At 59.9% G+C, this 13,189-nt stretch carries 10 protein-coding genes; 8 read left to right on the top strand and 2 right to left on the bottom strand.

All coding sequences use genetic code 11. The annotated features are described in order from the left end of the window. Positions 1 to 17: 17 nt before the first annotated feature. The 5 genes from ACIOMO_RS26595 to ACIOMO_RS26575 all read left to right on the top strand — a co-directional run bounded on the left by ACIOMO_RS26595 (position 18) and on the right by ACIOMO_RS26575 (position 5,857). Entirely contained in the window at positions 18 to 911 is an 894-nt protein-coding gene (locus ACIOMO_RS26595) for an NAD-dependent epimerase/dehydratase family protein (RefSeq protein ID WP_401244454.1), read from the top strand. Positions 912 to 1,651: 740 nt separating this feature from the next. Then, a complete protein-coding gene (locus tag ACIOMO_RS26590) occupies positions 1,652 to 3,001 on the top strand; it encodes a GntP family permease (RefSeq protein WP_401244452.1) in 1,350 nt (449 codons plus the stop codon). 15 nt (positions 3,002 to 3,016) lie between these two features. Then, on the top strand, positions 3,017 to 3,877 hold the full coding sequence (locus ACIOMO_RS26585; protein WP_053116981.1) for a MurR/RpiR family transcriptional regulator: 861 nt from the start codon (positions 3,017 to 3,019) through the stop codon (positions 3,875 to 3,877). Position 3,878: 1 nt separating this feature from the next. After that, positions 3,879 to 5,354 (top strand): amidohydrolase family protein, encoded by a 1,476-nt coding sequence (locus tag ACIOMO_RS26580; RefSeq protein ID WP_401244450.1) that lies wholly within the window; start codon positions 3,879 to 3,881, stop codon positions 5,352 to 5,354. 134 nt (positions 5,355 to 5,488) lie between these two features. After that, a complete protein-coding gene (locus tag ACIOMO_RS26575; protein ID WP_401244448.1) occupies positions 5,489 to 5,857 on the top strand; it encodes a glyoxalase superfamily protein in 369 nt (122 codons plus the stop codon). A gap of 260 nt (positions 5,858 to 6,117) precedes the next feature. Here ACIOMO_RS26575 and ACIOMO_RS26570 read toward each other — a convergent pair whose 3' ends face one another. Continuing rightward, positions 6,118 to 6,483 (bottom strand): DUF6124 family protein, encoded by a 366-nt coding sequence (locus tag ACIOMO_RS26570; RefSeq protein WP_212549777.1) that lies wholly within the window; start codon positions 6,481 to 6,483, stop codon positions 6,118 to 6,120. A 478-nt stretch (positions 6,484 to 6,961) separates the two neighbouring features. Then, the gene (locus ACIOMO_RS26565) at positions 6,962 to 7,978 is read right to left on the bottom strand and encodes an AraC family transcriptional regulator (protein WP_401244446.1); all 1,017 of its coding nucleotides are present in this window, start codon (positions 7,976 to 7,978) and stop codon (positions 6,962 to 6,964) included. Between the two features lie 209 nt (positions 7,979 to 8,187). Here ACIOMO_RS26565 and ACIOMO_RS26560 point away from each other — a divergent pair, with 209 nt between their 5' ends. The 3 genes from ACIOMO_RS26560 to ACIOMO_RS26550 are packed head-to-tail and all read left to right on the top strand — an operon-like array spanning position 8,188 to position 12,973. After that, the gene (locus tag ACIOMO_RS26560; RefSeq protein WP_401244444.1) at positions 8,188 to 9,783 is read left to right on the top strand and encodes an FAD-binding oxidoreductase; all 1,596 of its coding nucleotides are present in this window, start codon (positions 8,188 to 8,190) and stop codon (positions 9,781 to 9,783) included. 5 nt (positions 9,784 to 9,788) lie between these two features. Then, entirely contained in the window at positions 9,789 to 11,384 is a 1,596-nt protein-coding gene (locus ACIOMO_RS26555) for a glycerol-3-phosphate dehydrogenase/oxidase (RefSeq protein ID WP_401244442.1), read from the top strand. A gap of 20 nt (positions 11,385 to 11,404) precedes the next feature. Beyond that, positions 11,405 to 12,973, top strand: coding sequence for an FGGY-family carbohydrate kinase (locus ACIOMO_RS26550; protein ID WP_401244440.1), 1,569 nt, complete (start codon positions 11,405 to 11,407; stop codon positions 12,971 to 12,973). Positions 12,974 to 13,189 lie beyond the last annotated feature (216 nt).

The raw sequence follows: 13,189 nt of genomic DNA, 5'->3' as shown, positions 1-13,189 counted from the left end.
ACGCAGGGAGTTTCTCCATGAACGTATTCGTCACCGGCGCTGCCGGTTTTATCGGCGGCTCGATCGCTACCGGTCTGGTTCAGGCCGGGCACAACGTCACCGGCCTGGTGCGCAGCGCTGAACAGGCTGATGAGCTGAAAGCACTCGGCATCACCCCGGTTATCGGCACACTCGACGACCAAGCACTGCTCGCCAAACAGGCCCGCGCTGCCGATGCCGTGATCAACGCCGCCAGCAGCGACCATCGCGGTGCGGTGGAAGCGTTGCTCGATGCTTTGCGCGGTACCAACAAAGTGTTCCTGCACACCAGCGGTTCGAGCATCGTTGGCGATGCGTCGGGCGGCAAGTCCAGCGACGTCATCTACTACGAAGACAATCTGCCGGAGCCGACCGTCGATAAAGCCGCACGCGTGGCCATCGACAACTTGATCCTCGCGGCGGCGAAGGACGGCGTGAACTCCGCCGTCATCTGCAACACGCTGATCTACGGGCATAGCCTGGGCGTCAATCGCGACAGCGTGCAGCTGCCGCGATTGCTCAAACAAGCGCGCAAAAGCGGCGTCGTTCGCCACGTCGGTACCGGCCAGAACATCTGGTCCAACGTGCACATCGAAGACGTCGTCGCCCTGTACCTGCTGGCGCTGACCAAAAACGTTCCGGGCACGTTCTACTTTGTTGAAAGCGGCGAAGCGTCGTTTATCGACATGACCACCGCCATGGCCCAAGCGCTGAACCTGGGCCAACCGCAAGACTGGCCATTGAAAGACGCCGAAGCCGAGTGGGGCTATGAAATGGCCAACTATGGCCTCGGTTCCAACAGCCGTGTGCGCGGCAAACATGCGCGCGAAATACTGGGCTGGACGCCGAAACGTACGTCGGTGGTTGAATGGATTCGTAACGAAATGGTGTGAGTTCACGCAACACCGAGTGAAGCCATTCGCGAGCAAGCCCGCTCCCACAGTTTGACCGCATTCTCACTGAAGGAATGCACTCAAACTGTGGGAGCGGGCTTGCTCGCGAAAGCGGTATCTCAGGCAACACAGATATTGAATGTGCAACCGCCATCGCCAGCATGCTGGCTCCTACAAGTTAACCGCGTTCTGACTGAAGGAATGCACTCAAAACTGTGAGAGCTGGCTTGCTCGCGAATGCGGTATCCCTGGCAACACAGATATTGAATGTGCAGCCGCCATCGCCAGCAGGCTGGCTCCTACAAGTTAACCGCATTCTGACTGAAGGAATGCACTCAAACTGTGGGAGCGGGCTTGCTCGCGAATGCGGTATCCCTGGCAACACAGATATTGAATGTGCAACCGCCATCGCCAGCAGGCTGGCTCCCACAGGTGTCCGCATTTTGACTGACGGAATGCACTCAAACTGTAGGAGCAAAGCTTGCTCGCGAAAGCGCTGTGTCAGTCGACAGAAATGTTGGATGTGACATCGTCTTCGCGAGCAGGCTCGGCTCCTACAGGTCTTGTGTGGGCATGAAAATTCGCGTGGTGGATTTTCATTAATCACGACAAGACATATCTGTTAGCGACATCCCTTATCTCTCCACGAAAATTACTTTCATGTGGTTTGAAATCTCGATCTCGAAATGATTTATGAGTTTCACAACCCATTCGAACGTGACCCTTTCGAGGAGTACCGCATGACGCCTGACTTCGGCTATTGGCTGCTGGTTTATGCAGCCGTTGCCATCATTGCTTTGATCGTGTTGATCGCCCGTTACCGGCTTAATCCGTTCATTGTCATTACCTTGATTTCCATCGGCCTGGCGCTGGTGGCCGGGATGCCGGCCTCCGGGGTTGTCGGGGCGTATGAGGCCGGGGTGGGCAAGACGCTGGGGCATATTGCGCTGGTGGTTGCGCTGGGGACGATGCTTGGCAAGATGATGGCCGAGTCCGGCGGCGCCGAGCAGTTGGCGCGCACGTTGATCGATAAATTCGGTGAAAAGAACGCGCACTGGGCGATGGTCTGCATCGCGTTTCTTGTCGGGCTGCCGCTGTTCTTCGAGGTCGGTTTCGTCTTGCTGGTGCCGATTGCATTCACCGTGGCGCGCCGTGTGGGTGTGTCGATTCTGATGGTCGGTTTGCCGATGGTCGCCGGTCTGTCGGTGGTGCACGCGCTGGTGCCGCCGCACCCGGCGGCGATGCTGGCGGTGCAGGCCTATCACGCGTCGGTCGGGCAGACCTTGCTCTACGCGATTGCCATCGGCATTCCAACGGCAATCATTGCCGGCCCGCTGTACGCCAAATTCATCGTGCCGCGCATTCACTTGCCGGCGGATAACCCGCTGGAAAGACAATTCCTCGATCGCGAACCGCGCGACAAACTGCCGGGTTTCGGCATCACCATGGCGACCATTCTGTTGCCGGTGGTGTTGATGCTGATCGGTGGCTGGGCCAACCTGATTTCCACGCCGGGCAGCGGTTTCAACCAGTTCCTGCTGTTCATCGGCAACTCGGTGATCGCGCTGTTGCTGGCGACGTTGCTGAGTTTCTGGACGCTGGGTATCGCCCAGGGTTTCAGCCGAGAATCGATCCTCAAATTCACCAACGAATGCCTGGCGCCAACGGCCAGTATCACTTTGCTGGTCGGCGCTGGCGGCGGTTTGAACCGCATTCTGGTCGACGCCGGTGTGACCGATCAGATCGTCGGCCTCGCTCACGAATTTCACCTGTCGCCGCTGATCATGGGCTGGCTGTTTGCAGCGCTGATGCGCATCGCCACTGGCTCGGCGACCGTGGCCATGACCACCGCGTCCGGTGTGGTCGCGCCGGTGGCCATTGGTCTGGGATATCCCCACCCTGAGCTGTTGGTGCTGGCGACCGGCGCCGGGTCGGTTATCTTTTCCCACGTCAACGACGGTGGCTTCTGGTTGATCAAGGAATACTTCAACATGACGGTCGCCCAGACTTTCAAGACCTGGACTGTATTGGAGACCCTGATTTCGGTGGTCGCTTTTGCAATGACCCTCGGTCTTTCTTACCTGCTGTAACCGGAGCCAGCCGTCATGGACATCCTCTATCAGATCCGCGCTCGTCAGGATTCCTTCAGCGCCGGCGAAGGCCGCATCGCCCGGCTGATGCTTGACGACGTCGGTTTCGCCGCGAGCGCCAGCCTCGAAGACCTCGCGCAACGCGCCGAAGTCAGCACCGCCACGCTGTCGCGGTTTGCGCGCACCGTTGGCTGTCGTGACCTGCGTGATCTGCGTCTGCAACTGGCCCAGGCCAGCGGTGTTGGCAGCCGTTTTCTCGACCCTGCCGGTACGCCCGATCAGTCAGCGTTTTACGGACAAATCGTCGGCGATATCGAAACCACCTTGCGTCAGCATCTGGCCGGTTTCGATGAATCACGCTTCGCCGATGCAGTGAGATTGCTCGGCCAGGCGCGGATGATTCACGCCTTCGGCATGGGCGGTTGTTCGACCCTGTGCAGCGATGAATTGCAGGTGCGGCTGGTGCGCCTCGGCTACCCGGTTGCGGTGTGTCATGACGCGGTGATGATGCGCGTCACCGCCGCCAGCCTCAACGCCGAACAAGTGGTCATCGTCTGCTCGCTGACCGGCATCACCCCGGAGCTGCTCGAGACCGTCGAACTGGCACGCAACTACGGCGCACGCATTCTCGCCATCACCCGCGCCGACTCGCCGCTGGCCGAACTGGCCGACGTCGTGCTGCCGCTGCAGAGTGCGGAAACCTCGTTCATTTTCAAACCGACGGCGGCGCGCTACGGCATGCTGCTCGCCATCGACGTGCTCGCCACCGAGCTGGCGCTGGCCAATCCTGAAGACAATCAAGAACGTCTGCGGCGGATCAAACTGGCCCTCGACGAATACCGTGGTGGCGACGATCACCTGCCGCTGGGAGACTGACATGTTGTACGACACCCTGATTCGCAATGCCCTGATCATCGACGGCAGCAACACGCCCGGCTACCAGGCCGACGTGGCCATCCGCGATGGCCGTATCGAGCGCATCGGCGATTTGTCCGATGCCACGGCGACCGAAGAAATCGACGCCGCCGGCCGCGTGCTGGCGCCCGGTTTTATTGACGTGCACACCCATGACGACACGGTGGTGATTCGTCAGCCAGAGATGCTGCCAAAACTCAGCCAAGGCGTGACCACGGTGATTGTCGGCAACTGCGGGATCAGCGCCTCGCCCGTGAGTTTGAAAGGCAATCCACCGGATCCGATGAACTTGCTCGGCACTGCGGCGGCGTTTGTTTATCCACGTTTTAGCGATTACCGCGCGGCGGTTGAAGCGGCGAATACCACGCTGAACGTCGCCGCACTGATCGGCCACACGGCGCTGCGCAGTAATCATCTGGATGACCTGTTGCGCACCGCGACTCCGGAAGAAATCACGGCGATGCGCGAGCAATTGCGTGAAAGCCTTGAGGACGGTGCGTTGGGTTTATCCACAGGTCTGGCCTACGCCAGCGCTTACAACGCGTCCACCGATGAAGTGATGCAACTGACCGAAGAACTCACGGCATTCGGCGCGGTGTACACCACCCATTTGCGCAGCGAATTCGCCCCGGTTCTGGAGGCGATGGACGAGGCGTTTCAGATCGGTCGTCACGCCAAATCGCCGGTGATTATTTCCCACCTCAAATGTGCCGGCGTGGGTAACTGGGGGCGTAGCCCTGAGCTCCTCGCTTCATTGGAAGAGGCCGCGAAAACCCACCCGGTCGGCTGCGATTGTTACCCGTATGCGGCGAGTTCTTCGACGCTGGATTTGAAGCAAGTCACCGATGCGCATCGCATCACCATCACCTGGTCGACGCCGCACCCGGAAGTCAGCGGCCGCGATCTGATCGACATCGCTGCGGAATGGAATCTGCCGCTGCTTGATGCCGCGAAACGCTTGCAACCGGCGGGGGCTGTTTACTACGGCATGGACGAGGCGGATGTACGAAGAATCCTCGCCCATCCGTTGTCGATGGTCGGTTCTGACGGACTGCCAGAAGACCCGTTCCCGCATCCACGCCTGTGGGGCGCGTTCCCACGGGTGTTGGGCCATTTCAGTCGCGACGTCGGCCTGTTTCCGCTGCACACCGCCGTACACAAGATGACCGGTTTGTCGGCGGCGCGGTTTGGTTTGAAGGCGCGCGGCGAGATTCGTGAAGGTTTTTGGGCGGATCTGGTGTTGTTCGATCCGGCGACGGTGCGTGATGTCGCGGATTTCAACGATCCGCAAAGAGCGGCACAGGGCATTGACGGGGTTTGGATCAATGGCGTGTTGAGTTACCGCGACGGGCAGGCGAACGGGCGCAGGGAAGGGCGGTTTCTGGCGCGCGAAGGTGATTTACGCAAAGGATTTCATCAGTCGAAATCCCCCCTGTAGGAGCTGCCGAAGGCTGCGATCTTTTGATCTACGTCTCATAGTGGCAATCTGAGATTAAAGAAAGCCATCAACAAGCCGAATTCCTGACATCCACCCCGTCTACACTGTGGGGCCAACCAGTCAGGGAGCACCCCATGAGCTTCGGCAAAACCACCCCGATCCTGCGGATCTTCGATGAAGCCAAAGCGGTAGAGTTTTACATCGATTTTCTCGGATTCAAGATCGACTGGCAGCATCGCTTTGAAGCGAATTTCCCGCTGTACCTGCAGGTGTCGCGTGGCGAGTGTGTGCTGCATTTGTCCGAGCACCATGGCGACGCGAGCCCGGGTTCGGCGCTGCGTATCGAGACGGATGAGCTGGAGGCGTTTCAGCAGCAATTGATCGCCAAGGACTACAAGTTCTCGCATCCGCAGATTCAGGCGATGCCGTGGGGGAGTCAGGACATGACGATTGCGGATCCGTTTGGCAATCGGTTGGTGTTTACCAACGCAATCAGCCTTTGAGGTGAATCAGGCTAAAAGCCCCTCACCCTAGCCCTCTCCCGGAGGGAGAGGGGACCGATCCGGGGATGCTTGAGAGATACACCGACCTGAACCAGCTCGGTCGAATCCATAATCGACTCGGTCATTCAGGTCGATGTATAGCGCCAGACACCTCGGTCGGCCCCCTCTCCCTCGGGAGAGGGCTGGGGTGAGGGGAACATGACACACCGCAAAAAGAAGCCCGCCATCCAACCCTTCCTGTTGGGCCGCGGGCTCTTGCGTTACTCGGTTGGTACTAATTGGTCCAGCACGCGATTGACCGCCATTTCCGCCACCATCACCACTTGCGCAATGCCCTGCAAAGTCTTGCGATGGGTGCCTTCAACCTGCGCGGCATGGTTGTTGAGCATGACGGTGGCCGAGCCAAGGGTTTCGCTGGCGTCGGTAAGGAGGGATTCGGTGTTTGCTGCGGGGTTGGCCATGTACAGCGTGTTGGGCGAGTAGGGCGTGGCCATGAGGTCGGCGTTCGTCGGACCGAGGTAGTGGTCGAGCGCGCGCTCGGCGGCTTCGTGGAATTTTCTGGAGTCGGGGGATTCGTAGGGGGATGCCGGGTCGGTGGCCGGCGGGTTTGGCGTAACTTTGAACATTAACCAGATCCTCAAATTAAGCTGGCCACCGCTTCTCTACTAAAAGAAGTGGAGGCAGCTATGCGCAGGTTAGTAGACCGGGGATCTGGGAAACCGGCGCGCCCGAGGGCGCCCTACGCACAGCCACCATAACGTTCAGGCAAGACCCGATTGCTTGATGAGCTATACGCCCCAAATATTCCGGGCTACTAAACCCGATCACTGGAAATCAGTGACGCAATCAAGTTACGCAGCATGCTCAGGGCGCACAAGCAGGCGGATTCTGGCGTAGGCGTAGGTTATGGCGCAAGGATTTGTGGGCTGTTTCGCGTAACGCCGGGTGTCCTTAAACAGCATTATCGAAAGTGTTTATTGCGTTGTGGTGAGAGGCCTCATCGCGAGCAGGCTCACTCCTACAATTGATCTTCAGTGAACGCAGATTCTGTGTCCGACACGGCCCTCTGTAGCAGTGAGCCTGCTCGCGATGACGCCGGCTCATTCACCCCCGATGCATCTGCCGAAACTCCCCCGGCGGCATCCCGCGACGGCTCTTGAACGTGCGGTGAAACGACCTCGGTTCGGTAAACCCCAGATACTGCGCAATGTCCTGAATCGGCAACGTACTGTTGAGCAAATAATGCTCCGCCAACTCTTGGCGCAAATCATCGAGAATCTGCTGATACGACGTCCCCGCCTGATGCAACTGGCGCTGTAACGTGCGAACAGAAACAGCAAGATGCTCAGCCACCTGTTCCTTGCGCGGCAAGCCTTCCTTGAGCAACTGCCGCAGAATGTTCTTCACCTGCTGCTCCAGCGACGCATCCTCCAGCGTTGCCATCAACCCCAGCGCATGTTCCTCCAGCGTGCGCAGTAACTGCGCATCGGCCTGACGCAGCGGTAACTGCAAATACGCCAGCGGCACGAGCAGCGCCGAATACGGCTGATCAAACACCACCGGGCAATCGAAAAAAGCCTCGTACTGCGCAGGCGTCGCCTCGGCCGGGCATGAATGTTCGAGCCAGACTGCGGCCGGCGACATCTGCGTATCAGCGATCCAGCGTGCATATTGCAGCCAGGAACCGAGCACATTTTCCACCAGATGCCGGCGAATCCGTGGGCGCTGATAACGGCACGTCCAGATCAAATGCACGTGGCCATCCAGCACTTCGGCACGACTCACGCCCATGTCGCCGACCAGTTTCTCGAACGGCATGATCCGGCTCATCGCATCGCCCAACGTCGCGCAGTTCATGGTGATGTAACCGAGCACGCTCCACGAATTGGGCAGGACGAAATTTGCCGCGTTGAGCCCGAACAACGGATCCCCCGAATGCTCGCAGAAATAATCCAGCAAGCGTTCATGCGCCTCACCGGGCAAGCGCAGGGTGTTGTCGCTCAACTGCTGCGCCTGCAATCCCGCCGCCGCCAACGCCGGTTCGACGGCCATGCCCAGTTGTTCGGCGTGGCGCAGGTATTTGAGCAGGGGCGGAACTGAGGTGAAGCCGAGCGATTGCATGATCCCTTCCTTTGATCGACGGCCGCGTGGGCGGATAAATGCCTGAAAGGTAATTTGAAACCCCGACTAAAGTAAATGGCTGACGCTTGCGCGACGTTTGACTCAATTGGCTACACGAACTGGCCGGATGCGACCGTGACACTTTTCGGCCGCTGGCTAGTATGGGGGCCTGAAATATCACTGATCTGACGGCAAAAAAGGACACACGCATGCGACGCTGGAACGGCTGGGGAGATGCAACCACGGTGGTCGAGCTGCCGGCCCAGGGCGCGGAGTTTCTTCATGAGCGACTGGGCGAGGGGCGCGCGCTGCCCGATGCCACGCTTGAAGCGGCATTGACGCGTGTGCCGGCCTCGCGGTTGTCGGCGCACACTTTGTACAGTATCGATGCTCATGATCGTTTGTTGCATGCGCGGGGCCAGAGCCTGCCGGACTGGCTGGCGTTGCGCGAAGGTGCGCTGGGCAATTATCCCGATGCGGTGGCGTTTCCCGAGACCGCTGAACACATTCGCCAATTGCTGGCGCTCGCTCACGAACAGGACTTGTGCCTGATCCCGTACGGCGGCGGCACCTCGGTGGCCGGGCACATCAATCCGCCGGATTCGGCGCGGCCAGTTGTGACGGTTTCGCTGGCGCGGATGAATCGCCTGATCGACCTCGACGAACATAGTCTGCTGGCAACGTTCGGCCCCGGTGCGAGTGGCCCGCAGGTGGAAAGTCAGTTGCGTGCACGGGGCTACACGTTGGGGCATTTTCCGCAGTCGTGGGAGTTGTCGACATTGGGTGGTTGGGTTGCCAGTCGTTCCAGCGGTCAGCAGTCGTTGCGCTATGGCCGGATCGAGCAACTATTTGCGGGCGGAACCTTGGAAACCTTTGCCGGGCCTTTGGAAATTCCAACTTTCCCGGCTTCGGCTGCCGGCCCTGATCTGCGCGAAGTGGTGCTCGGTTGCGAGGGCCGTTTCGGGATCATTTCCGAGGTCAAAGTGCGGGTCAGCGCGCTGCCTGCCGATGAACGTTTCTACGGCGTTTTTCTCCCCGATTGGCCGCAGGCTCTCAGAGCCATTCGCCAATTGGCCCAGGCACGCGTACCGCTGTCGATGTTGCGCCTGTCCAACGCCGTGGAAACCGAAACGCAACTGGCGCTGGCCGGTCATCCGCAACAAATCGCCTGGCTGGAAAAGTATCTGAAGCTAAGGGGGGCAGCAGAGGGCAAATGCCTGCTGACCTTCGGCGTCACCGGCAATCGCCGACAAAACGCACTGTCGCTGACACAGGCGCGCCAACATCTGAAGGCGTTCGGCGGCGTGTTCACCGGCACCTTGCTCGGCAAGAAATGGGCGCAGAACCGCTTCCGTTTCCCCTACCTGCGCGAGAACCTGTGGAACGCCGGTTACGTCGTCGACACCCTCGAAACCGCCACCGACTGGAGCAACGTCGACAACCTGCTCAACCTCATCGAAAACAGTCTGCGCGAGGCCTTGGCCGCCGAGGGCGAACGCGTGCATGTGTTCACCCACTTGTCCCATGTCTACGGTGAAGGCTCGAGCATCTACACCACTTACGTGTTTCGCCCGGCGGCGGATTACCCCGCGACGCTGGCACGCTGGAAAGCACTCAAACACGCAGCCAGCCAGACCATTGTCGGCAACCACGGCACCATCAGCCACCAACACGGCGTCGGCAAGGATCACGCGCCGTACCTGTTGCGCGAGAAGGGCGCACTGGCGATGGATACCTTGCAGGCGCTAAGTAAACACTTCGATCCGGCCGGGCGCCTCAACCCCGGCACGCTGTTGCCGGAGTGACGGCCATGAGTCAGGACTGGAACGCCGCATGGCGCCAGCAAACTCTGCCAACACTGGCGGATGAAACCTGGGATCTGATCGTCATTGGTGGCGGCATCAGCGGCGCCGGAATCCTGCGTGAAGCTGCACGCCGAGGCTGGCGCTGCCTGTTGCTGGAGCAACGTGATTTTGCCTGGGGCACGTCCAGTCGATCGTCGAAAATGGTTCATGGCGGTTTGCGTTACATCGCCAAGGGCCAGTGGCGTCTGACCCGCGATTCGGTGCGCGAGCGTCAGCGCTTGCTCGACGAAGCGCCGGGGCTGGTCGAGCCGATGAGTTTCATGATGCCGCACTATCGCGGCGGCTTCCCCGGGCCTCGGGTATTGGGTGGTTTGTTGAGTGTTTACGATGCTTTGGCCGGAAGGCGCAGCCATCGTTTTCATGATGCACAACAGCTTCGATATCTGGCGCCGGGCGTGAAGGAAAATGACTTGCTCGGCGGCACCAGTTTTGTCGATGCGCTGACCGACGATGCACGGCTGGTGATGCGCGTGTTGAGCGAGGCGCGAGCGGATGGCGCGGTCGTGGTCAATGGCGTTCGCGTCGAGCATTTGCTGCGAGAAAACGGGCGAGTGTGCGGCGTTCAGATCGAAGACTGCGAGGCCGGCGCGACCCTGCAATTGCGTTGTGGCGTGCTTGCTGTGGCCACCGGTGCATGGGCTGAGCGCTTGCGGCCGACTGAGGCACCACGGCAATTGCGGCCGTTGCGTGGCAGTCATTTATTGCTGCCGGGTTGGCGTTTGCCGGTGGCGCAGGCGTTCACTTTTCTGCATGAGCGCGACCGTCGACCGGTGTTCGTGTTTCCGTGGGAGGGCGCGACGGTGGTCGGCACCACGGATCTCGATCATCGCGAAGATCTGGATCACAGCGCGAGCATCAGCGGCGAAGAACTCGACTATCTGCTGGCTGCCTGCACACAGCAATTTCCTGGTGCAGAAGTGACGGCGAATGACGTGTTGTCGACATGGTCGGGCGTACGTCCAGTGGTTGGCAGTGCGGCGGGTAATCATCAAGACAAACCGTCGAACGAAACCCGTGAACATGTGCTGTGGCAGGAGCCCGGTTGCGTGACCCTGGCCGGCGGCAAACTGACCACGTTTCGCCCGCAAGCCATCGAAGTGCTCAAGGCCTGCGCGAGCATGCTCGAACGTCCCTTCGTCGATGACGCCGCGCCGGTGTTTGCCGCCGTACCTGCGCTGGCGATTGCAGAATTGAGCAACCAGCAATGGCGACGACTGGCCGGAAGGCATGGCCGGCACCTGCCGAGGCTGGCGCAACTGATCAACGATATCGGCCACGAAACGGTTGGCGCCACGGACACCTTATGGGCAGAACTGGCCTTCGCTTGCGAAGCGGAAATGGTTCTGCACCTCGACGATCTACTGTTGCGCCGCACGCGTCTCGGCCTTTTGCTGCCTCACGGTGGCGAAGACTATTTCACCGCCATCCGCCAAATCTGCCAGCCACGACTCGGTTGGAGCGACGCATACTGGCAGCAGGAAATTCAGCGTTATCGGGCGTTGTGGCAACGCCATCACGGTCTGCCGGATGCCACGCCTTGATGCCCCTTGAAGAGAGCTCCATGGATAACCACCCGAACAAGCGTTACCTGCTGGCGATCGACAACGGCACCCAGAGCGTGCGTGCGCTGCTCTTCGATTTGCAGGGCAATTTGCTCGGTAAAGGCAAGGTCGAACTGCAGGCGTATTACTCGACGCAACCGGGTTGGGCCGAGCAGGATCCGGAGTATTACTGGGCGAAACTCGGCGAGGCGTGTCAGCAAGTCTGGGCGCAAACCGGCATTGATCGTTCGCAGATTGCTGGCGTTTCCCTGACCACTCAGCGCGGCACGGTGATCAATGTCGATGCCGAGGGCAAACCGCTGCGTCCGGCGATTTTGTGGCTTGATCAGCGCCAGAGTGAAGTCGAGGGCGGGATAAAAGGGCCGTGGGGCTGGTTGTTCAAACTGGTCGGCGCGCAGGGCACGGTGGATTATTTTCGTGCCCAGGCTGAGGCGAACTGGATTGCGCAGCATCAGCCAGAGGTGTGGGCGGCGACGGACAAGTTTTTGCTGCTGTCGGGGTTTCTCACACATCGTTTGTGCGGACGCTTTGTCGACTCGGTGGGTTGCTGCGTTGGCTACCTGCCGTTCGATTTCAAACGGCTGAAATGGGCCGCGCCGAGTGACTGGAAATGGCAGGCGCTGGCGGTGCGTCCCGAGCAATTGCCGACCCTGCACAAACCCGGTGAAACCCTCGGCTACATCACCGCTGAAGCGGCTCGCCACACCGGCATTCCCGAAGGCTTGCCGCTGATTGCGGCGGGCGCCGACAAGGCTTGCGAAGTGGTCGGTGCCGGCGTGGTCGATGCGGGCACGGTGTGCCTGTCCTACGGCACCACGGCGACGATCACCAGCACCCGTTCGCGCTATCTGGAAATCGTCCCGTTGATTCCGCCGTATCCGTCAGCGGTGCCCGATCAGTTCAACTGCGAGGTGATGATTTATCGCGGTTACTGGATGGTCAGTTGGTTCAAGAACGAGTTCGGGTTGCGCGAGATGCAGCAGGCCAAAGAGCAGGGCATCGAGCCGGAGCAGTTGTTCGATGCGCTGGTCGATGCAGTGCCGCCAGGCTCGATGGGTTTGATGCTGCAACCGTACTGGTCGCCGGGGATTCGTGAGCCGGGCGTGGAAGCGAAGGGCGCGATGATCGGCTTCGGCGATGTGCACACCCGCGCGCATATTTACCGGGCGATTCTTGAGGGGCTGGCGTATGCCTTGCGCCAAGGCATGGAGAACATCGAGCGGCGTTCGAAGGTGTCGATCAAGCGCCTGCGCGTGGCCGGTGGCGGTTCGCAGAGTGATGCGGCGATGCAGCTGACGGCGAATATTTTCGGCCTGCCGGCGGAGCGACCGCATGTCTACGAAGCGTCTGGCTTGGGGGCGGCGATCTGCTGTGCGGTGGGGCTCGGATTGCACGCAGATTTCCCAACTGCAATCGCCGCGATGACCCGCGTCGGCGCGGTCTTCCACCCCCAACCCGAGGCACAAAAAATCTACGAGCAACTGTACAAAGAGGTCTACCTGCGCATGTACCGCCAGCTCAAACCGCTGTACCAAAGCATCCGCAAAATCACCGGCTACCCCGCCTAAAAAACACACTTCAAATCCCCTGTAGGAGCTGCCGAAGGCTGCGATTTTTTGATCTTGTTTTTTAAGATCAACATCAAAAGATCGCAGCCTTCGGCAGCTCCTACAGGGATCGTATCGTCATCTGAAATGGCGTACCGCCAGCTCAAACCGCTGTACCAAAGCATCCGCAAAATCACCGGCTACCCCGCCTAAAAAACACAGCACAAATCCCCTGTA

This window comes from Pseudomonas sp. NPDC087804 (assembly GCF_044742965.1).
In the GTDB taxonomy this organism is placed as follows: domain Bacteria; phylum Pseudomonadota; class Gammaproteobacteria; order Pseudomonadales; family Pseudomonadaceae; genus Aquipseudomonas; species Aquipseudomonas rustica.
Note: the sequence above shows the minus strand (reverse complement) of the source record. Positions and strands in the feature narration are given on the sequence as shown.

Bases quoted from the DNA above. Each gene is read 5' to 3' on its own strand.
- ACIOMO_RS26595 (WP_401244454.1), top strand. From the start codon at position 18: ATGAACGTATTCGTCACCGGCGCTGCCGGTTTTATCGGCGGCTCGATC.
- ACIOMO_RS26590 (WP_401244452.1), top strand. From the start codon at position 1,652: ATGACGCCTGACTTCGGCTATTGGCTGCTGGTTTATGCAGCCGTTGCC.
- ACIOMO_RS26585 (WP_053116981.1), top strand. From the start codon at position 3,017: ATGGACATCCTCTATCAGATCCGCGCTCGTCAGGATTCCTTCAGCGCC.
- ACIOMO_RS26580 (WP_401244450.1), top strand. From the start codon at position 3,879: ATGTTGTACGACACCCTGATTCGCAATGCCCTGATCATCGACGGCAGC.
- ACIOMO_RS26575 (WP_401244448.1), top strand. From the start codon at position 5,489: ATGAGCTTCGGCAAAACCACCCCGATCCTGCGGATCTTCGATGAAGCC.
- ACIOMO_RS26570 (WP_212549777.1), bottom strand. From the start codon at position 6,483: ATGTTCAAAGTTACGCCAAACCCGCCGGCCACCGACCCGGCATCCCCC.
- ACIOMO_RS26565 (WP_401244446.1), bottom strand. From the start codon at position 7,978: ATGCAATCGCTCGGCTTCACCTCAGTTCCGCCCCTGCTCAAATACCTG.
- ACIOMO_RS26560 (WP_401244444.1), top strand. From the start codon at position 8,188: ATGCGACGCTGGAACGGCTGGGGAGATGCAACCACGGTGGTCGAGCTG.
- ACIOMO_RS26555 (WP_401244442.1), top strand. From the start codon at position 9,789: ATGAGTCAGGACTGGAACGCCGCATGGCGCCAGCAAACTCTGCCAACA.
- ACIOMO_RS26550 (WP_401244440.1), top strand. From the start codon at position 11,405: ATGGATAACCACCCGAACAAGCGTTACCTGCTGGCGATCGACAACGGC.